Below are 20,164 nucleotides of genomic sequence, written 5' to 3' on the forward strand. Positions count from 1 at the left end.
AAGGCTGTCCATTGCGGGGAGGTTCTATACGCTACTCTTCCAAATATCGCTAGGAGGCCGGGACTAACGTCAAAACGCAAAAAAGCCTCATCCCTAAGGATGAGGCTTGCCGGGGCTGGCTTCAGCGCCGATAGAAGTTAAACCTGTTTGGTGCGGATGTCTTCTTGGATCATCGCGATGACTTGATCCAGACTTTGCGCGCCCAAGTCCCCTTGGCCGCGTTTACGGACGGATGCTCCGCCAGCTTGCACTTCATTCTCGCCGACAACGAGCATGTAAGGAATTTTCTCAAGCTGCGCCTCGCGAATTTTATAGCCGAGCTTCTCATTTCGCAGATCGGCCTCCACACGCACGCCGGCCAATTGCAGCTTCTCTTGCACCTCTTTGGCGTAAGCGTCAAAGTTGCCGGAAACCGGCAGAACTTTCGCCTGCACCGGGCTCAGCCAAGTCGGCAATGCGCCGGCAAAGTTCTCCAGCAAGAAGGCGGTCATACGCTCCATCGTGGAGATGATGCCGCGGTGAATCACGACCGGACGATGCTTTTGACCGTCTGTACCTACATATTCGAGCTGGAAGCGTTCCGGCAGCAGGAAATCGAGCTGCGCGGTAGAGAGCGTCTCTTCCTTCTTGAGTGCGGTTTTGATCTGGACATCGAGCTTCGGTCCGTAGAAGGCCGCCTCGCCCTCGGCTTCAAAGAACGGCAACCCGAGCTCTTCCACGACTTCCCGCAGCATGCGCTGGGACATTTCCCACATTTCGTCGTTCGGGAAATATTTCTCCGTATCCTTCGGATCGCGGTAGGATAAGCGGAAACGGTAATCCTTAATCCCGAAGTCTTCGTACACGTGACGAATCAGGTTGACGACGCGTGCGAACTCTTCCTTGATTTGATCCGGACGGCAGAAAATGTGCGCATCGTTAAGCGTCATGGCGCGCACCCGATGGAGCCCTGTTAAAGCGCCTGACATTTCGTAACGGTGCATCGTGCCAAGCTCGGCAATTCGGACCGGCAGATCGCGGTAGCTGCGCATTTCGGCTTTGTATACCATCATATGGTGCGGACAGTTCATCGGACGAAGCACAAGCTCCTCGTTGTCCATCACCATTTTGGGGAACATATCTTCCGAGTAGTGATCCCAGTGTCCGCTTGTCTTATATAGCTCAACGTTGGCGAGAACCGGCGTATAGACGTGCTGGTAGCCGAGGCGCTCCTCCAAATCGACGATGTAACGTTCCATCGTGCGGCGAATTTTGGAACCATGCGGCAGCCAAAGCGGCAAGCCTTGTCCGACCTCGTTGCTGAACGTAAAAATATTCAGCTCCTTGCCCAGTTTCCGGTGATCGCGCTTCTTCGCTTCTTCCAAGAGATGCAGATGCTCGTCAAGCTCAGCCTTCTTAGGGAAAGCCGTTCCGTAGATGCGCTGCAGCATTTTGTTCTTGGAGTCGCCGCGCCAGTAAGCGCCGGCCACGCTAAGCAGCTTGAACGCTTTGATACGGCCGGTCGAAGGCAAATGCGGACCGCGGCACAAGTCAAAAAACTCGCCTTGATCGTAAATCGTAATGACGGAATCTTCCGGCAAATCGCGAATTAACTCCAGCTTCAACGGATCCTCAAGCTCGCTAAAAATGGCGATCGCTTCCTGACGACTGACGACGCGACGGCGGATCGGCAAGTTCTCCTGCACGATGCGTTCCATTTCTTTCTCGATTTTGGTCAAATCGTCCGGAGTTAAGGAAGTCTCCATATCGATATCGTAGTAAAATCCGTCTTCGATGACCGGACCGATGCCCAGCTTCACGGCTTTGTCGCCGTAAATCCGTTTGATCGCCTGGGCCATCAGGTGCGCCGTGCTGTGACGGTACACCTCGATCCCGGCCTCGCTGTCGAGCGTAACGATTTCAAGCGCCGCATCTTCTTCGATTGCCGTATTTAAATCGACCGGCTTTCCGTTCACTTTGCCGATGACCGCATTCTTTTTCAGCCCGCTGCTGATGGAAGCCGCCACTTCTTCTACCGTAATGCCGCTCTCATACTCCCGAACCGCTCCGTCCGGAAAAGTTACCTTAACTGCCATCTTGTTCATCCTCCATATCCAATAAAAATAAGCGCATTCCTCCCGAAAGGGACGAGTGCGCTTAGCTCGTGGTTCCACCCTAATTCAATCCGCTCAGACGCTTTGGGCAGCTCGGTATTGAAACCGTTCCTGCTTCGCTTTGCGGATCCTCCAGCATTCGGTAACGGGAATGACCCGGTGACATATACTGGACGCCTGACCTGACGCCGTTCCATCTCACGGCTACAAAGGGGTAAATGGACGAAATCGTTCCGAAGGGACTTTCAGCCGGGTTCCCTCTCTCTGGGCGGCGCTTCAACCATTCATGTCTTTGATCGTTGCCTTAGCCTTTATTATATTCAGCGGCGGTCGAATGGTCAAGGTTTTGGCATAACCGGCAATACCCGCACAGCTCCACCCGATTTTCGAAAATTTGCGAAATCGTCTTGATCACCTGCGTTTCCGGCTCGCGTGTGTGGATATAGATTTTCTGCGGAGATACGGTGATCAGCGTGCTGACGATCATGTCTTCGAAGTTCATATCCTTCTCCAGCAGCTCTACCGTCACGACGGTCTCCGGATCGTCCGTGTCGATCTTTTCCATCCGGTCATTCAGCAGCATGAATTCACTGCCGCCTTTATGAATCAAGTGTACGAATGGAATCTTCGCTTCCTGTATATAGACAAAATATTGCAGCAATGAAATGAATTCCTGATACTGCCGGTCCATCACATATTCATCGACCGCATATTCGACGATATCGTGCAGCTCTTGCTTATAAGCCTGCAGACGAAAGCGAATAAATCCGTCCAAATGCAGTTCGGTTTGCTCCTGAATATAATCCGCGATTTCCGAAGCGATCAACGCTTTGCGCCGCAGGAAAGGCGCCCTTTTCTCCGGATCGTTCTCGCTTCTGGAACCCAGCAACTGCTCGCAATAGCTTAGAATTTGGTCCAATTCTTGCTCTTGCTTGTAGTGATATTCGTCCCGTATCAGTTTGCGAAGCAGCAGGGGCTCTTCTTCGCCAATAATGTATTCCGCCAGCGCTTGAGCCGTCTCGGCATAAACGCGTTTCCCATCCTTCTTTAACTCAAAAGCCGGGAGCCGCCCTGAGATTTCAATCGCGCTCAACCCTTGCCGCCGTTCCAAGGTCATATGGATTTTGTTTTCGTTATGTAGCAGGTCGCCGGAACGCGTCAATACGCGGCTGAGGAGATCCGCCTGCAGTTCCGTGCGCTTCGATGCAAACACCGTTAACAGCTTCATGCCATCCACTCCTTTCGGGCCGTTGCTTTCCTTTAAAGTATATGGCCCCTGAGTCTCATATATACAAATAACAAGCGTCCGTGGTATAGTAATATATGAGATTTACACAGAATTATGGAGTGAAGCCTTATGGTTTTCGATGTGGTTAATCATGTGAAATTACCGCGTTGGAACCGGAGGATCTTGAACGGTTATTGGGGAATGGCTGTATTGTCCATTGCAGCCACGGTTATCATTGCCTGGTTCGGTCGCTTTACGAATGCTATCGATTTTACAGTCGCTCGTGTCGGTCTGCATGCGCTGTGGACTTGTATCGGGCTTTTAGTCGTTGAAGCGGCATACGGCCTGTCGAAGCAATGGAGCGACTACATCATTATTTTGGGCGGCGCCCTCCTCTCCGCGAACCTGATTTCCGCTTTTCCTTTGGTCAGCCCGACGCTTACGACACTGTTTCTGCCGATATTGACTTCCGTCTTTTATTTCCAAAGGCGCAAAGTCATTTTTGCTTTTTGCGTCAGTTTATTTACATACTATGGCCTGTATGCGCTGCTGCTTCGTCAGACGACGCAGTACGGGTGGCTCGACGCTTTTGCGATGACGTTAATTTTATTGATCGGCGCTTTCGTCGGACTGGAAATTATGAGCCGCGGCACCGATTTGCTCAAAGATTTACGCTCCACTCTTGCCTCCGAACAAGACTTGCTTGTCAAAAATATAATGATGGATAAGCAGGCAAAAACCGATGCGCTTACCGGCTTATACAATCATATGTCGTTCCACGAGTATTTAGAGGTGCTGATCCGCCAAGGCGAACAAAGCGAGCTATCGTTTCAGTTGGCGCTCCTCGACATCGACCACTTCAAGAAAGTAAACGATACCTACGGGCATCGGGCAGGAGACGCCGTCTTAAGCAAGGTCGCCGGCATCCTGCAGCGCTCGGTATCTCCCAATGACTTTCCTGCGCGTTACGGCGGCGAAGAATTCGCCATCCTGTTTACAGAAACCGATGTAACGGATACCATAAGTCAATTGGAGCGAATTCGCCACCACATCGCTGCGGTTCGCCACGAAGAGCTGAACGGCAATCAAGTGACGATCAGCATCGGGCTTTACGAGTTTCGAAGAGGGTGCGCGAAGGAAGAGTTGTTCGGCAAAGCGGATACCGCTCTGTATCGGGCCAAACACAAAGGACGCAATCGCCTGGAGATTTATCAAGATGAGCCGATGACCCTAACATCGTGATGGATGCAGGGGTCTTTTTTTGATTTATATGATACATAATGTATTTTATTTGAGCATTTCTATGATTCATGATACAATTTGTTTCATGGTATAACTTCTCGTCGAAGGAGGTTCGTCATGAAGCAGTCGCAAGGCCGATTTCCGTCTCCCGCGGCACAACAATTGGTACACCTGCATAAAAACTTGTATGTCAACCGCCATGATCCCAAATATCACGAGAAGGTGATCCGCTACCTCGATCCGCATTCACCTGAAGCCCATTACCGGTTAGGGCAGCATTTTGATCAAAAAGGACTGAAATCGAAAGCGCTCTACCACTACAAACAATCGATGAAGGTCTATCCCTCCCCTTATTATTATCAAGCGTCCGGGGCCATTCGCCGTCTGGAACAGAACGCGGCAGCGGGTGCAGCTACAGCTTCGGGAACGATCGCCGGACCAACTCCGGAGCAGCGGGCGGAACGGGCCTTTCCTTTATTCCTCAAGGTTCTCGTTATGACGTTGTTCATGATCAACATCGCATTGCTGTTCATTTTTTTTGCACCGTCCGCGATATCCAAAGCCGTCACCGTGTTATCACCCTTCACCGTTGGAAAATCGGTCACCTATGAGAGCGTCGAGAAGCCGTTTCTCCTGCACTTCCCGCACGGCGAGCCGAACCGTAAAGTCGAGGATGCGCTTCATCAAAAAGCTATAAAGCTTGCTGAAGCCTACCCTAACGCGCATATTGTCATCTATGGAATCGCCTCCTCGGCAGCCGGTGCGGAGCAGAAAGCGGTGCCTCTGACGAATGATGATTGGAAGCGGCAAGCTTTCGTCGTTGCAGAGTACAATCCGGCGATCGATCAAGCGGTGAAAATCCGGTTTGTTCATCCGGAATTGACAGCGGTCGGAGCGAATATTGTCCGCACAGCACTGAACGCTTATATATCGGAGCACGGCACCGCACCGCCCCGGCTTGACGATCTGCTGCAAGATTACCCCAACAATTATATGAGCTTCCTTCCCGCGGAAGGTCAATCCGGTTCGGCCTTGGTCCGAACCTTTTTTAATGGATCGGGCGGCTGGGTTTACGACCGTGAAGCGGCGGATGCGGAGCGCATGTTTTACCCGAACACGGAACCAGGAGACGAGCCGATTCCGTATACGCCCGTACAGCTGGTCGTCGAAGCCGCGCAGCATTCGCTGGAGCTGCGAACCGGCGATAGGCCGATCGCCCGGTACCGCATCGGTCTCGGTTCGGACAGCACGCCTACGCCGACGGGCTCATTCACGGTTGGCAACCGCGTTATCGAGCCCGAAGGACGTTCCCCCGGCGTATACGGCGCCGCAGCGCTTAGCCTCGGCAGCATTGCCATTCACGGCACCACGGACGTATCTTCGATCGGCCGCAGCGTCTCGCTCGGATGCATCCGCCTGAGCAACGAAGAGATGGCTTCGCTTTATCCGCTGACCCCGCGCGGGGCGCAGGTTGTGATTGTGCCGGCAGAGCCTGGCGGCACAGCAAGCGCGAACGTCGCCGCGGCGGACGCTTGGGCTCCTGCGCCTGCAGTCGCAGCAGACTCTACGGCTCCTACGCCAGCGCTTACAGAGGCGCTGCTGCTTGGTGCACGGTCGCAAAGCGGCCCGCTGAAGCCGGTTGAAACCGCAAAAGGCAATCTTTTCCATTGGCTGGGCTGAAGGATGAAAAGATCAAAAAGCGGAACTATGATTCGCTGTTAGCTTCCTTATCAGTCTACATGCTGACAAGGAAGCCAATAAGAAATCACAGTTCCGCTATTTCTTTTGCTAGGCGCTTTATACTATACGCCAATAAGGCAGCCAATCGATTTCAGCTATTGTTTAGTTCTGCATAATAAAGTCGTTCTCGACCTTCACGGACGCATCGTCGAATGTGCGCAAAATCTCGTAGCGCGTGTTGCGCTGCGCCGGGATTTTGCCAGCCTGACGGATCAGGTCCAGCGTGGAGGAGATGGTCACTTTATGCGTCGTGCCTGCGGCGGAAACGACGTTCTCCTCGATCATCGTCGAACCGAAATCGTTACAGCCGTAATGCAGCGACAGCTTGCCGACCTCCGGCCCCATCGTGACCCAGGACGACTGGAAGTTTTTGATATTATCGAGCATGATGCGGCTGATGGCCACATTCTTCAAATAAGCGTCGGCCCCGAGCTTCTCGGCTTTCAAATTCGTGTTGTCCGGCTGGAACGTCCACGAGATGAACGCAAGGAACCCTTCCGAAGGGTAGCCCGCCGCGATGCAAGCGTCTTGAGCTTCACGAACGCGCAGCAGATGCAGCGCCCGCTCTTCATTCGTCTCACCAAAGCCGATCACCATCGTAGCCGTCGTATTCATCCCAATACGATGCGCCGTCTTCATGACTTCCATCCAATCGGTCCAAGAACCCTTTTGACGGCTGATTTTCCGACGGGTCCGGTCGTCCAAAATTTCCGCGCCTCCGCCCGGCAGCGAATCGAGTCCGGCTTCGTGCAGCGCACGGACAACTTCTTCCAGAGATAAGCCTTCGGAAACCTCTTTCATCTTCATGATTTCTGCCGGCGAGAAGGAGTGCATCGTAATGTTCGGGAACCTTGTTTTAATCTCGCGCAGTAAATTTGTATAATAGCTGAACGGCAGATCCGGATTCGTACCGCCCTGCATCAAAATCTCGGTACCGCCTACGTCTATCGTTTCCTGGATTTTCTGGAAAATCGTTTCATCCGGAAGCACATACCCTTCCTTCGAGCCCGGAGCCCGATAAAAGGCGCAAAAACGGCAATAGACATCGCAAATATTCGTATAGTTCACATTGCGTCCGATGACGAAGGTCGTAATCGGCTCCGGATGATGCCGCAGCATGATCTGATTCGCAACGTGCCCCATTTTCTCGATTTGATCTGATTCGTATAACGTGACGCAATCTTCCGCGCTAATCCGATGGCCGGCCAGCGCTTGCTCCAATATCCGATCGACGGAACTCATCGCTCTCATCTCCTTTATGTCTTCCATCGTACCACAAAAAGCTTCCCTACGGCTATATGCCCCGCTCCGTGTTCACAGAAAAGCCGCCAACTCGCAAAGGAGCTGACGGCCCGGTCGTGCAGGCGATATGTACACGCCGCTGCTGATTGATTTTCTCTTGCTTGGGATGTTATCCGTGCAGCGGCACTCCGCTTTCGATTTCTTGCTTCGCGAGGTCGATCGCACGCGACAAGTCCGCGATCAGATCGTCCGCATGCTCGATCCCTACGGAATATCGCAGCAGCTTCTCGTCGACACCGATCCTGCGGCGAATGTCTTCGGGAATATCAGCATGCGTCTGGACGGCCGGGTACGTCATCAGCGATTCGACGCCGCCAAGGCTTTCAGCGAAAGCGATCAGCTTGATATGGCGCAAAATCGGCTCGATATAACGGGCGTCTTTCATTTTGAAAGAAAAAATGCCGGTATTGCCCGAGGATTGCTTGGCTTGAATCTCGTGGCCCGGATGCGAAGGCAGCGCCGGGTAGTACACTGCTTCGACGTCCGGATGAGCTTGCAAATACTCGGCGATCTTCGTCGCGTTGGCTTGGTGACGCTCCATCCGGATCGCGAGCGTTTTCATGCCGCGCATCAGCAGCCAGCTGTCCTGCGCCCCCAGCACGGCGCCCATGGAGTTGTGCAGGAACGCCATTTGCTCGGAAAGCTCCTTGCCTTTCGTGACGATCAGACCGGCGAGCACATCGTTATGACCGCCTAAATATTTGGTGGCGCTATGAATGACGATGTCCGCTCCCAGCTCGATCGGCCGCTGGAAGAACGGAGTCAGCAGCGTATTGTCGACGATGGACAGGATGCCCTTCTTTCTCGCCCATCCACACACTTTCTCGAGGTCTGTGATCATCATCAGCGGGTTTGTCGGCGTTTCGATCAAAATCGCCTTCGTATTCGGCTTAACATGCGATTCCAAGGCATCCATGTCGTTCGTATCGACGTATGTAGCGCTCACGCCGAATCGGGACATGATCTTCTCCAGCAAACGGTAGGTGCCTCCGTACAGATCGAGCGAGACGATCAAGTGATCGCCTTGTCCGAACAACGCGAAGATCGTTTGCAGCGCGGCCATCCCCGAGCTGCAGGCGAAACCGGCGTCCCCGGATTCCAGCTCGGCAATCGCTTCCTCCAACACTTTACGCGTCGGGCTTTTCGTACGGGCGTAGTCGAAGCCCGTGCTTTGCCCGAGCTTCGGATGGCGGAACGCCGTCGCTTGGTAGATCGGGAAGCTGACCGCTCCCGTTACCGGCTCTTCTTGGGATCCGATTTGCGCCAAGCGGCTTTCGATTCTCAATTCTTTGTTGTCATTGGAACTCATATGACATAATCCCCCTTGTACAAATCGTACGGCGTTTCCTGGTATACGTAGTAGTTTAACCAATTCGAGAACAGCAGGTTCGCATGCGCGCGCCATGTATTACGCGGCTGTTTGGTCGGATCGTCTCCGGGGTAGTAATGCTTCGGGATGGCGATATCCATGCCTTTGTTCACATCGCGGTCGTACTCAAGCTTCAGCGTACAAGCATCATATTCCGAATGACCGGTTACGAAAATGTGCTTGCCGTCTTGCGTTGCCACAATATACACGCCGGCCTCTTCGGACTCCGATAAAATTTCAAGCTGCGGCACCCGTTCGATGTCTTCGCGGCGCACTTCCGTGTGGCGCGATTGCGGCGCCCAAAATTCCTCGTCGAAGCCGCGAAGCAGCTTCACGTTCGGCTTGGAGACCGTGTGCGGGAACACGCCGAATATTTTTTCCGGAAGCCCGTATTTGGGCACGCCGTAATGGTAATACAGTCCGGCTTGGGCGGCCCAACATATATGAAGCGTCGAGGTGACGTGAGTTTTGCTCCATGCCATAATTTCTTTCAATTCATCCCAATAATTCACATCTTCGAATTCCATCGTTTCAACAGGTGCGCCGGTAATGATCATGCCGTCCATCCGTTCGTTCTTCACATCGTCAAACGTTTTATAGAACTGCTCCAAATGTTCGGCCGACGTGTTCTTGGACGTATGCGTCTTCGGATGCAGCAGAACGAATTCGACCTGCAGCGGCGTATTGCCGATCAGCCGGAGCAGCTGGGTTTCGGTCGTTTCTTTGGTAGGCATTAAGTTTAATATGGCGATCCGCAGCGGCCGAATGTCCTGGTGAAAAGCCACCGTTTCATCCATAACGAAGATGTTCTCTTGAATGAGCACTTCTTTGGCCGGCAAATGATCCGGAATTTTGAGAGGCATCGAATTCACTCCTTTTCATCGTTGGATTCCAAGTTTCTCGCACCCCGCGCCGCCGAAGTTTTCCGAACAACAGGAAAAAGCCTTCTTCGCGCGCACGAGAAAGGCCTTTGTATAAGTACATCGTCCTCTCTCATCTCTCAGAAATTATGCGCAACTTAAGCACACAACCTTCCGCAAGATTTAGCACCGTGCATGTCTTCGCCGAAGCAAATTCATGTCGGTTGCCGGGTATCATCGGGCTAGTCCCTCCACCTGCTCTTGATAAGAGTGTGAAACCGAATCTATTCAGTTCGTTTTGGATATTATTAATGTAATCGAAAATGTCCGAAGCGTCAAGCGGTACCTTAGGCGTCAAAACCAAAAAAACGCTGCGCCCACACCATGTGAAGGTTCATTACATAAGCTATCCCAGGCGGAGTTTTTCTATAACAAAATGATTGTATTCTCAATTATGTAGGGGTATACTAGACAAGTATTCGACAAACTCATGCCAAAAAAGGGGTGTAGCAACCGAATGGACGGAGACCCGAGGAGTAGATCCCCGCGTTTAACACAATTGAATACTTCGTTTGGAACCCGGCCGTCTGTACCCGTTCGTTATCATAGCTCAACCCCCGTGTGACGCGTTACGTGCGGCGTCATCGTGAGTCATGCTGCTTGAACCGCAGCGGCCGCGTGTTCCTCTCGATCAACACAAAGGGGTGGAACCGATGAAGGCACGCTTAGTTCAGGACGGCGTTTTTACTATTGTAGACGATATTACCCAGACCGTTGTACCGCCTCAGCACGGATTTTATTGGATCGATGCTGAGCCTGAGGATTTGGAATTACTTCAGCCCTTATTCCATTTACATGAATTGGCCGTAGAGGATGTACTGACCGAGGAAGAACAGCGGCCGAAGATCGAGCTGTACGATACGCATTATTTTATCGTGGTTAACAGCATTCGGTTCGATGACGAAGAAATTTTCCTGCGCGCCCTTAACATCTTCTTGAGTAAACATTATATTATTACAATTACTCGGCAAAAAATTAATGAAATCCGCGCCTTAAAGCCCGTATTGTGGGAAGAGGAAGTCACGGCACCGGACCAATTCTTATACCATCTAATCGACTTGATCGTTGATAATTATACGAATGTCGGGGACCGGATCGAAGCGAAGATCGAGAAGCTGGAAGAAGACATTCTGATGCATACGAAGAAATCGCATTTGAACGAAATTATCGGGCTGCGTAGCGAAATTTTGTGGTTGAAGAAGGTGCTCGTTCCGCAAAAGGAAGTTTTGAACACCCTCAATAAAAAAGACTTGAAGCTGATCAGCGAGCCGCTGCGCAAATATTTCGGCGACATCTACGAGAACGCCGTCAAAATTTCGGAGACGTTCGATACGTTCCGGGAATTGATGGGAAACTTGCGAGAGGCTTATCAATCGAGCATCGCCAGCAGGGCCAATGAGATCATGCGCGTGTTTACGGCGATAACGACGATCTTCATGCCGCTGACGTTTATCACCGGCATTTATGGAATGAATTTTGAGAAACTGCCGGGACTGCATTCCGAAATGGGCGGTTTCATTACCATTCTATTGATGGTCGTTGTCGGATTATCCATGTTCTTCCTTTTCCGCAAAAAAGACTGGCTCTAAGAGAGCCCAGTCTTTTTTGTTTTCCAACCGGGTTCGCGTTGTGTTTCAACTCCCCCCGATAATGTTTTAACTTGCCTCCCCTTGCTTGGGCCTTTCCGTGCGCCGGAATTTCAGCCTAAGCAGGCGAAGCCACTCGTAGATGCGCTCCGCCTCTTTAGCCGAGAGGCTGTCCTGCGCATAAACCTTCTGCAGAATGGGCTTCAAATAACGATCGCCCTGCTGCTCGAACGCCTGCCAAGCGAGCTCCCGTTCCACAGCCGGAACCTGCTCCAGCACCTGCTCAATATACGGCGCCAGATCGTATCCGTCCCGATCCAGCTCCTCGATCCAACCTAGCAGCTCCTTACGCTGCACACGAATTTTCTCCTGCAGCTCATCCAGCATTTCGCCGCGCGAAATGGCTTCAAGCAGCACCCGCTTGTTCTCCAGCTTATCCGCTTCCGCTTTGCGCCGCCGCTCCTTCTCTTGGAGCAGCCATGTGTTGAACTCGGCCGGATTCACTTGCTCCTGAACCCAAGCCAGGGGGAACGAAGTTACGCGTTCTTGCTGGATCGTAATAGCCAGAATATCTTTTCCATACCGCTCCGCCTTCGCTTTGCCCATTCCCGGCAGTTGGCGCAGCTCATCCTCCGTATGCGGCAAGAAAGCGGCGATCATCTTAAGCAAACGGTTCGTCGCTATGATGAAAGGCGCCTTGCCGTCACTTGCCGCTTGTTTGAACCGCCATTGACGCAGCGCTTCGTACAGCGGCTCTTCTGCATGCTGTTCACTGTAATAATGCAAAAGTTGGGTGTAAGCCGTTCGATCGTCCATATCCGCAAGCTCGCTTATCCGTATGTCGAGCAGCGGTTTAAAACCTTCGCACTGTTTAGCGAAAACCCGCTCCCGGAAGACGGCCAGCATTTCCTCCCAGTGCAGCCCTTCATACCACGACTCCTGCGTCTTACGCCCGTCCTCCTGCACCTCCGTCCACATGATATGCCAGATCCCTTGCTGCTCGCCGATCGTGACCTGTGCCGTCCGTACGTTTCCTTCTTTGCCTGCCTTCTCCAAACTGTTCAGGAATATCAGATTCATCTTCTGCACCCTCCGTCGATTTTTTTACTCAAACGCAAAAAAAGCACCCTCTTCCCGATGGGAATGAGAGGTGCTTCCTCAATTTTGAACGTTTGAAATTACTTCTATATTATCATAACATTCCCTAATTGACAAGCTTGACACGTTAGCTGCCGGATAAGCTCGACCTGGAACGGACACAATGGTGGTGAAGGTTTTATTTCTTACATAATGGCCTGTAAAGGAGATCATCGCCATGAACGATAACGACGTAACCCGAAACGAAAGCCAGGAAGGTTTTATCGACGAAGCGCCGCACCGCAAATACACCGATCTGAAAACAGTCGAGTCGCAGCGGAACGACTTGACGGCGGAGGAATTTCCGGAGGGTCCTTACGGCAGCAGCCTCCTGCAAGAATCCTTAGGCAAGAGTTCGCCGTGGCGGGCAGACCAGCGTCCGCAAAACCGGTTTACGTACGAAAACCGCGAGCTTCATGCCGGTGTCTCACGCGGATATCCGGGCGCTCATCCTACCCATGATTCGACCGGGGACGATCAAGTCGAAGAATAGCGAACCCGGGCCCGATTTACAAAAAAAACGTTCCGCCGGGGCCGTCAACGACCCCGAGCGAAACGTTCATGTCTTGTTGTACAGCAGCTTACACTTTCATGACGCCGCCGGTGCTGGCCGAAGTCACGAGCTTGGAGTAACGCGCCAGGTAACCGGTTTTTACTTTTGGCTCGAAGCCTTTCCAGTTCGCACGGCGGCGCTCCATCTCTTCATCGCTGATTTGCAGCTCGATGGTACGGTTGATCAAATCGAGCTCAATGATGTCTCCATCCTCGACGAACGCGATCGGACCGCCCTCCGCCGCTTCCGGCGAGATGTGCCCGATGCTGATTCCGCGGGATGCGCCCGAGAATCGGCCGTCGGTAATCAGACCGACTTTCGCGCCGAGACCCATCCCCACGATTTGCGATGTCGGAGCGAGCATTTCCGGCATGCCCGGCCCGCCCTTCGGTCCTTCGTAACGAATGACGACGACGTGGCCCTCTTTCACTTTGCCGTTCGCAATGCCTTCGAGCGCCGCTTCCTGGGAGTCGAAGCAAATCGCAGGTCCTTTGTGATAACCGCCGACGGACTTATCGACTGCACCGACTTTAATGATGGAGCCGTTAGGCGCCAGGTTCCCGAACAATACGGCCAAACCGCCTTGCTCGGAGTGCGGATTGTCGAGCGGACGAATCACGTCCTTGTTCAAAATTTCATGACCCGCCACATTCTCCGCCAGCGTCTTACCCGTGACCGTGATTCGCGACCCGTCGATAGCGCCCGGCTTTTTCAACAGTTCGTTCAGAATCGCGCTTACGCCGCCCGCATTGTGCACGTCTTCGATGTGGTAATCGGAAGCCGGTGCGATTTTCGCAAGATGCGGTACGCGCTTCGCCACTTCGTTGATGCGTTCGATCGGATATTCGATGCCCGCTTCGTGCGCCAAAGCAAGCGTATGCAGCACCGTATTGGTCGAACCGCCCATCGCCATATCGAGCGCGAACGCATTGTCGATCGCTTCGATGGTTACGATGTCGCGAGGCTTGATGTCCTTTTGGATCAGTTCCATCAATTGCTTCGCGGAACGTTTCACGAACTCTTTACGCTCCGGAGCAACCGCGAGAATCGTACCGTTGCCCGGAAGCGCCAGCCCCAGACCTTCGGCCAGGCAGTTCATCGAGTTGGCCGTGAACATACCGGAACAGGATCCGCATGTCGGACAGCCGTATTGCTCCAGCTCCTGAAGGCCTTTCTCGTCGATCTTGCCGGCTTGGTAAGCGCCTACGCCTTCAAAGACGGAAGACAGCGAGATGGAACGGCCGTCGCTTGTTTTGCCCGCTTTCATCGGTCCGCCGCTGACGAACACCGTCGGGATGTTGACGCGCAGCGCGCCCATCATCATGCCAGGTGTAATTTTGTCGCAGTTCGGAATACAAACCATCCCGTCGAACCAGTGGGCCGATACGACAGTCTCCAACGAATCGGCGATAATTTCGCGGCTTGGCAGCGAGTAACGCATCCCGATATGACCCATGGCAATGCCGTCGTCGACGCCGATTGTATTGAACTCGAACGGTACGCCACCGGCTTCGCGAATCGCCTCTTTGACAATTTTCCCGAATTCCTGCAGGTGGACGTGACCCGGTACGATATCGATGTAAGAGTTGCACACCGCGATGAACGGCTTGTCGAAATCTTCCTCTTTAACGCCGGCGGCGCGCAGCAAACTGCGGTGCGGAGCACGGTCGAAGCCCTTTTTAATCATGTCGCTTCTCATTTTAGCTTTGGACATCTTAGTTGAAAGCCTCCGTTTCTATCGAATAAATCGTCTATTATAATTTAAGATATGCACTTCTTTTGATTGTACCATGTTTCGAGATAAATGAAAATGAAGAGGTTGGCCGAAATTCCGCAGGATGGCGCCAAATTCGACTATTTTTGCCGCTGAACGGGGAAATCTGGTATAATGCCTTGAGACGCACGCCAAATGAGGAAGCGGAGGATGTTCGAGTGATGGAATTCGATTATTTATACGACGGGACGGAAGAGACGAAAACGAGATTTGTCTGCTTTGTGGGAGAGTCCTTGCGCCGATTCGACCTTGCAATTACAAGCACCAACCGGTTTTACGGCAAGAAGCTGGTTACGGATTTGCAAATCGGCCGTACGGCGGTCATCGGTCCCGACGACCTGGAAGAAGAAGGATACCTTGAGCACGTGTTTAAAATCAACGAGGAAGAAGCCGCTGAACTGACCGAGTTTCTGTCCGCCATCGTAGGGCCTATTAACTTCACCGATATTTAATCGCCAAGAAGCCGGACCGGCCTGCATCTGCAGAACCGATTCGGCTTCTTTGTTTGATGGCCGGAAAGCTTGGCTTCTCGCTTCATCAAGCGCCCCCGCTTTACTCCCAGGCAAATTGCGTCGTCAGCACGTCCGCAAACTTCTTGCTTTGCTCTCTGCGCTGCTTACGCATCTCCGCACGTTGAACCGCGGTTTCATTCAGCCGGATTTCCTCCGCTGTTTGCGGGATCACCTTCGGAACGGCTACCGGCCGGTTATTTTCATCCAGTGCGACGAAAGTCAGGAACGAGGTAGCGGCGATGTCGCGCTCTCCCGTGCGCAAATCTTCCTTAATTACCTTCACGAACACTTCTATCGAACTGGTACCTGTGTAAGTGACGAACGACTCGAAACAGACCGAATCGGTCGGACGGATCGGGGTCAGAAAATCGACCGAGTCGGTGGACGCCGTCACCACGCTGCGCCGGCAATGCTTGTATGCGGCAATCGAGGCGATATCGTCGATATAAGCCATCAGCTTGCCGCCGAATAAGGTGTTATGATTGTTGACGTCTGTAGGGAATACCCGGTTCGTCTTGTAACAGCGCGTTTCTTTCACATATCTTTGTTCCATCGCAGAAGCTCCCCTTTGCAGGCTATAACCTGTTTTTCGTTTTATTATACCTGTAAGGGATAGATTTACCAATGAGGCGGAGCACGCCGCTTCCCAACGTTCGTGAAACGCTTCTGAAAGCAAGGCGGCGCTTAGGGGCCATAAGCTTAGTAAACATTTTCTGAAGGATGGGAACAACCGAGCTTCCGATACCGGTTTCGCCAATAAATATTCGCTCAAAATTCCGCAAATGATCTTCTTTTAACTGCGATTATTAGCCCATCATTGACGAAGCTTTTCTTGCTGTATACAATAAGTTTAACGAAAATTTTCGTCAACCTGCCGCGATTCGTCTTTCGTGCGGAGGAAGCTGTTGGGAGGAACCTTCATCGTGAAGAAGCTAACGATCAAAACGATTGCGGAGCTGGCCGGCGTTTCCGTATCGACCGTTTCAAAAATTATGAACAACTATAACGACGTCAGCGATGAAACGAAGAAAAAAGTGCTGGAGATTATGGAAGCGAACGGTTATACGCCATCCTTCAGCGCGCGAAGTTTAAGCAAAAGCAAATCGAATCTGGTGGGCGTTATATTCGCCGGCGAAATGAACCTCGAGATGAACCATCCATTTTTCCTCCACGTCCTCAGCACCTTTAAGAAGCGCATCGGGTTGTTCGGTTACGATCTGCTGTTCTTCTCCAACGAGAAGCTGCTTCATACCCGCGAAGATTACTTATCCCGATGTCGATATTTCAACATTGACGGCTGCGTAATTTTCGCCGGCGACGATATCGAGCCCTTCGTGCACGAGCTGGACCGCAGCGACATTCCCTGTATCGGCGTCGACCTGTCGCTTTCCGGCCAAAACTCGGGTTACATCATGACCGACAATACCAAGGTGTCGCGTAAAGTCGTCGAGCACTTTTATTTGAACGGCTACCGTGACATCGGCTTCATCGGCTCCTCGGTCAAATCGGAAATTTCCCACATTCGAGAAGAATCGTTCAAACAGGCGTTAACCAGCTTCGGCCTTTCGATCAATCCGAATTGGATCGTCAACGGGGTCGACTTCCACGAGAAAAGCGGCTACCAGCTGATGCAGCAGCTGCTTGAACAGGAGAAGCTGCCAACGGCCGTATTTGCCGCTTCGGATCTGCTCGCAATCGGCGCGATTCGCGCAATCCAGGAACGCGGCCTTGATGTGCCGGGCGACATCGCCATTATCGGCTGCGACGATATCGACGCCTGTAAATATACGACACCACCGCTCACCACCGTCCGCCAGGACCACGAAAAAATCGGCCTGCTCGCCGCCTTGATGCTGTTCGATCTGATGAACAATCAAATGGAGTCGACTTCGGTGCTCGTCGAGCCGGAAATGATCATCCGCTCATCCTGTAGGGCAAACTAAGCGGCGTCTTCTTTTCTCCAGGTAATTTCTTCCTGTACATCAATCTTCAAGGAGCTTTGATCGGGCGGCTTTGCCCATCCCCTTCTTCACTACGGTTCTTTCCTGTACGGATCCAACTAAAGTCGTGTCTAAACGACAGCTGTTGCGGTATAATGGAGCCAGACTGTCAGACACCGGAGGGAGTTCTCATCTTGTCTCAAAGAGTAAGGCTGTTATCGATTTGCATTGCGGTTTGCTTAATTATAGCAGCCAATTCCGTCATTTTTTTCGTTCTCACCCGAAACTCGCTGGAATCGAACCATAATCGGGAAATCGAATCGATCGCGCATCAAATCCAATCTTCCGTCGAACAATCGCGCATCGGCTCCAAATTATATGAAGACATGATCGGCGAAAAATTGCGTCTGGCGTCCATCGCCGCCCAACAAGCGCTGCCGGCCGATGTCGAGGAAGTGACGACCGACCAGCTCGTCGCGCTGCGGGACCGGCTGCAGCTGCAAGGATTGACGCTGCTCAAACGGACGCCCGACAACATCGTGCTGTATAAATCGTCCAATGCGGACGAGGTAGGCCTCAGCACGAAAGGCTGGGGCAACTGGTACAAAGCTTTTCAGGAATTGTTCGACAATCGGGACGTTACCATGGACTGGGGACAAAAGCTGCCCAATTATTGGTCGGGTCCTTATGAGATCGCGAGCGCCGACATCAAACGAATATCTAAATGGGGGTATTATTACGACGGCACGACCAATTACATGCTGGATCCTTATGTCGACGACACGGCATGGCGAAGATATCAAGAACTCACGGGGACGCAGGCTATTATCGAACGAACGCTCCAAACGTATCCGTTCCTGCTTGAGGTGACGGGCATCAACCCGGCCACGTTCGGGCACGAGAAGACGTTCATTACCGAAAAAGGGGAAACCCTCGATCCATTAGTTCACCGTCCGGTCTTCTTCGGAAGCTACGAGATCAAACATACCGAAAAAGACGCGCGCTTCATCCAAACCGCGATCCAAACGGGTGCGACCGTATCCTACCAAACAACCTATAACGGAAAACATATTCAAAAAACGTTTATTCCGGTCCAAAGCCAGCTGCTGGACGAAGCGACGCCGATTCCGGATCCGGACCTCTTGTACAAGCAATATGCGAAAAAAAGCGCCGAAGTGACCAAAAACCAATATTACGTCTTGAATCTCGTATCGGACATGGACAAGCTGGACGCCCAGCTCAGCAGCCAGTTTAAGACGCTGATGATCATTTTCGCAGGTTTGACGCTGCTCAGCATCGCCATTTTATTCGTGATCATTCGCTTGGTTAGCAACTCCAGGGACAAAGCGGTCAAGGAAACGTCGGAAACGTACGCCGAAGAAGTCAACCGGATGTTCTTGAACATACGGGGCCAGCGGCACGATTTCCTGAATCATGTCAATGTCATTCATTCGTTCGTCGAATTGGAGAAATACGAAGAGCTTCACCAATACACGAAAACGTTAGTGGAAGATATCGGGGGGTTGAACGACCTTATCCGGATCGGGCAGCCGGAGATCGCAGCCATCATACAAGCCAAGATGGTCACGGCGATGAACAAAAAAATTCAACTGATCCATAACATTACGAGCATGGAGCGTATCATGACCGGGGCGAAATCGATGGACCTCGTTCGGATCATCGGGAACTTGATCGACAACGCTTACGACGAAGTGATGGAGCTCGATGCGGAGCTTCGGCATGTAGAGTGCAGAGGATGGCTGGATGGCAAGCACTTCCACTTTACCGTGATCAACCCGATGAGAAACGCATTAACCGAAGAAGAGCAAGCGTCCCTCTTCAGAGCCGGCTTCACGACCAAAACGGGTCAGAATCACGCCGGATTAGGGCTCGCCATCACGCAAAATTTAATCCACAAGCACCGGGGTACGATCAGCGTCGATGCCCGGGACAAGCAAATCGAATTTCATGTTTCGATTCCAATCGGGTGAGGGATGAACAATGTCTAGAGTCTTAACGGTCGCGATCGCCGAGGATCAGGAGCTGGACCGGAAGAAGCTGGAGATGTACGCCGGACGATTAGGCTTGAAGGTCGTAAGCTCGACGGCGTCGGGCACCTGGTTTCTTGACGATTGCTTAAAATACAAGCCGGATCTCGTGTTTCTGGACATCGGGCTTCATATGATGGACGGTATCACCGCTTACAAAAGGCTGCTCGAACAAGGACTGGCCCCTTACCTGATCATGGTATCCGGGACGCAGGATTACAGCTTGGTCATAGCCGGATACGAGCTGGATTGCATCAGTTTTGTCACGAAGCCGGTCACATTCGAGCATTTATCGGCGGCAGTGGAGAAGGCAAGAACCGCTTTTGAAAAAGCTCTTACTTATATGCCTGCTCCGAATTCCCGCATTCTTGAGGTTAAAGCGAGCTACAAGACCGTCTTTATCAATGAACATAAACTCATTTACGCACAAAAATCGAAGGGCGAACGGAAAGCGTTCCTTTACATCGAGGGAGGGGAAGTCGTCGAAACGACTACGCCGCTTACCGAGATTTTAAGCCAGTGCTCGAAGCAAATTTTTTGTCCGAACCCTTCGAACCTGGTTAATCTGAATTTCGTGAAATCGATCCATGCGAGCGATCTGTTTTTCGGCACCTATAAGATCAAGCTGTTCCCGGACGACATCGAGATCGATCTGTCGCGGCGTAAACGGAAAGAATTTGAACGGTTGTATCGTCATGAATAGATTTGAAACGTCCCCTG

16 protein-coding genes and 1 riboswitch are annotated in these 20,164 nt (G+C 52.2%); of the genes, 8 read left to right on the forward strand and 8 right to left on the reverse strand.

What is annotated here, in order from left to right; translation table 11 throughout:
* Positions 1-137: 137 nt before the first annotated feature.
* Both thrS and ytxC read right to left on the reverse strand, forming a co-directional pair.
* The gene (gene thrS / locus JMF85_RS25670) at positions 138-2,075 is read right to left on the reverse strand and encodes a threonine--tRNA ligase (RefSeq protein ID WP_141335221.1); all 1,938 of its coding nucleotides are present in this window, start codon (positions 2,073-2,075) and stop codon (positions 138-140) included.
* A gap of 322 nt (positions 2,076-2,397) precedes the next feature.
* Positions 2,398-3,321, reverse strand: a complete 924-nt coding sequence (gene ytxC, locus JMF85_RS25675; protein ID WP_127608216.1) for a putative sporulation protein YtxC — start codon at positions 3,319-3,321, stop codon at positions 2,398-2,400.
* Positions 3,322-3,450: 129 nt separating this feature from the next.
* Here ytxC and JMF85_RS25680 point away from each other — a divergent pair, with 129 nt between their 5' ends.
* A complete protein-coding gene (locus tag JMF85_RS25680; protein WP_141335223.1) occupies positions 3,451-4,563 on the forward strand; it encodes a GGDEF domain-containing protein in 1,113 nt (370 codons plus the stop codon).
* A gap of 117 nt (positions 4,564-4,680) precedes the next feature.
* Positions 4,681-6,243 carry a L,D-transpeptidase gene (locus JMF85_RS25685; protein ID WP_201319232.1) on the forward strand — a complete coding sequence of 521 codons (1,563 nt, stop codon included), beginning with the start codon at positions 4,681-4,683 and terminating at the stop codon, positions 6,241-6,243.
* 162 nt (positions 6,244-6,405) lie between these two features.
* Here the strand turns inward: JMF85_RS25685 and mqnC are convergent, their stop codons facing one another.
* From mqnC to metA, 3 genes are all read right to left on the reverse strand, one after another.
* Entirely contained in the window at positions 6,406-7,545 is a 1,140-nt protein-coding gene (mqnC, locus tag JMF85_RS25690) for a cyclic dehypoxanthinyl futalosine synthase (protein ID WP_127608219.1), read from the reverse strand.
* Between the two features lie 169 nt (positions 7,546-7,714).
* A complete protein-coding gene (locus tag JMF85_RS25695; protein WP_155614529.1) occupies positions 7,715-8,914 on the reverse strand; it encodes an aminotransferase class I/II-fold pyridoxal phosphate-dependent enzyme in 1,200 nt (399 codons plus the stop codon).
* On the reverse strand, positions 8,911-9,837 hold the full coding sequence (metA, locus tag JMF85_RS25700) for a homoserine O-acetyltransferase MetA (RefSeq protein WP_054797969.1): 927 nt from the start codon (positions 9,835-9,837) through the stop codon (positions 8,911-8,913). Before metA ends, JMF85_RS25695 begins: the two co-directional genes overlap by 4 nt.
* Before the next feature lie 127 nt (positions 9,838-9,964).
* Positions 9,965-10,105, reverse strand: a riboswitch (SAM riboswitch).
* 442 nt (positions 10,106-10,547) lie between these two features.
* Here metA and corA point away from each other — a divergent pair.
* The gene (corA, locus tag JMF85_RS25705) at positions 10,548-11,483 is read left to right on the forward strand and encodes a magnesium/cobalt transporter CorA (RefSeq protein ID WP_127608221.1); all 936 of its coding nucleotides are present in this window, start codon (positions 10,548-10,550) and stop codon (positions 11,481-11,483) included.
* 66 nt (positions 11,484-11,549) lie between these two features.
* Here the strand turns inward: corA and JMF85_RS25710 are convergent, their stop codons facing one another.
* Positions 11,550-12,560, reverse strand: a complete 1,011-nt coding sequence (locus tag JMF85_RS25710; protein WP_127608222.1) for an HRDC domain-containing protein — start codon at positions 12,558-12,560, stop codon at positions 11,550-11,552.
* 235 nt (positions 12,561-12,795) lie between these two features.
* Here JMF85_RS25710 and JMF85_RS25715 point away from each other — a divergent pair, with 235 nt between their 5' ends.
* Positions 12,796-13,110: a hypothetical protein gene (locus JMF85_RS25715; protein WP_054800212.1), complete on the forward strand. Its 315-nt coding sequence runs from the start codon at positions 12,796-12,798 to the stop codon at positions 13,108-13,110.
* Between the two features lie 88 nt (positions 13,111-13,198).
* Here JMF85_RS25715 and ilvD read toward each other — a convergent pair whose 3' ends face one another.
* Entirely contained in the window at positions 13,199-14,884 is a 1,686-nt protein-coding gene (gene ilvD / locus JMF85_RS25720) for a dihydroxy-acid dehydratase (protein WP_127608223.1), read from the reverse strand.
* A 218-nt stretch (positions 14,885-15,102) separates the two neighbouring features.
* Between ilvD and JMF85_RS25725 the strand changes: the two genes are divergently transcribed.
* Complete coding sequence (locus tag JMF85_RS25725) at positions 15,103-15,396, forward strand: DUF3055 domain-containing protein (RefSeq protein ID WP_127608224.1); 294 nt, start codon at positions 15,103-15,105, stop codon at positions 15,394-15,396.
* A gap of 100 nt (positions 15,397-15,496) precedes the next feature.
* Here the strand turns inward: JMF85_RS25725 and JMF85_RS25730 are convergent, their stop codons facing one another.
* The gene (locus JMF85_RS25730) at positions 15,497-16,009 is read right to left on the reverse strand and encodes an acyl-CoA thioesterase (RefSeq protein WP_054800215.1); all 513 of its coding nucleotides are present in this window, start codon (positions 16,007-16,009) and stop codon (positions 15,497-15,499) included.
* 370 nt (positions 16,010-16,379) lie between these two features.
* Between JMF85_RS25730 and JMF85_RS25735 the strand changes: the two genes are divergently transcribed.
* The 3 genes from JMF85_RS25735 to JMF85_RS25745 all read left to right on the forward strand — a co-directional run bounded on the left by JMF85_RS25735 (position 16,380) and on the right by JMF85_RS25745 (position 20,147).
* Positions 16,380-17,399, forward strand: coding sequence for a LacI family DNA-binding transcriptional regulator (locus JMF85_RS25735; RefSeq protein WP_236596000.1), 1,020 nt, complete (start codon positions 16,380-16,382; stop codon positions 17,397-17,399).
* A gap of 191 nt (positions 17,400-17,590) precedes the next feature.
* A complete protein-coding gene (locus tag JMF85_RS25740; RefSeq protein ID WP_164751843.1) occupies positions 17,591-19,387 on the forward strand; it encodes a sensor histidine kinase in 1,797 nt (598 codons plus the stop codon).
* A 10-nt stretch (positions 19,388-19,397) separates the two neighbouring features.
* Positions 19,398-20,147 carry a LytR/AlgR family response regulator transcription factor gene (locus JMF85_RS25745; RefSeq protein ID WP_127608226.1) on the forward strand — a complete coding sequence of 250 codons (750 nt, stop codon included), beginning with the start codon at positions 19,398-19,400 and terminating at the stop codon, positions 20,145-20,147.
* Positions 20,148-20,164: the final 17 nt, after the last annotated feature.

It is taken from the genome of Paenibacillus sp. EPM92 (assembly GCF_016586185.1).
Lineage (GTDB): Bacteria > Bacillota > Bacilli > Paenibacillales > NBRC-103111 > Paenibacillus_G > Paenibacillus_G validus.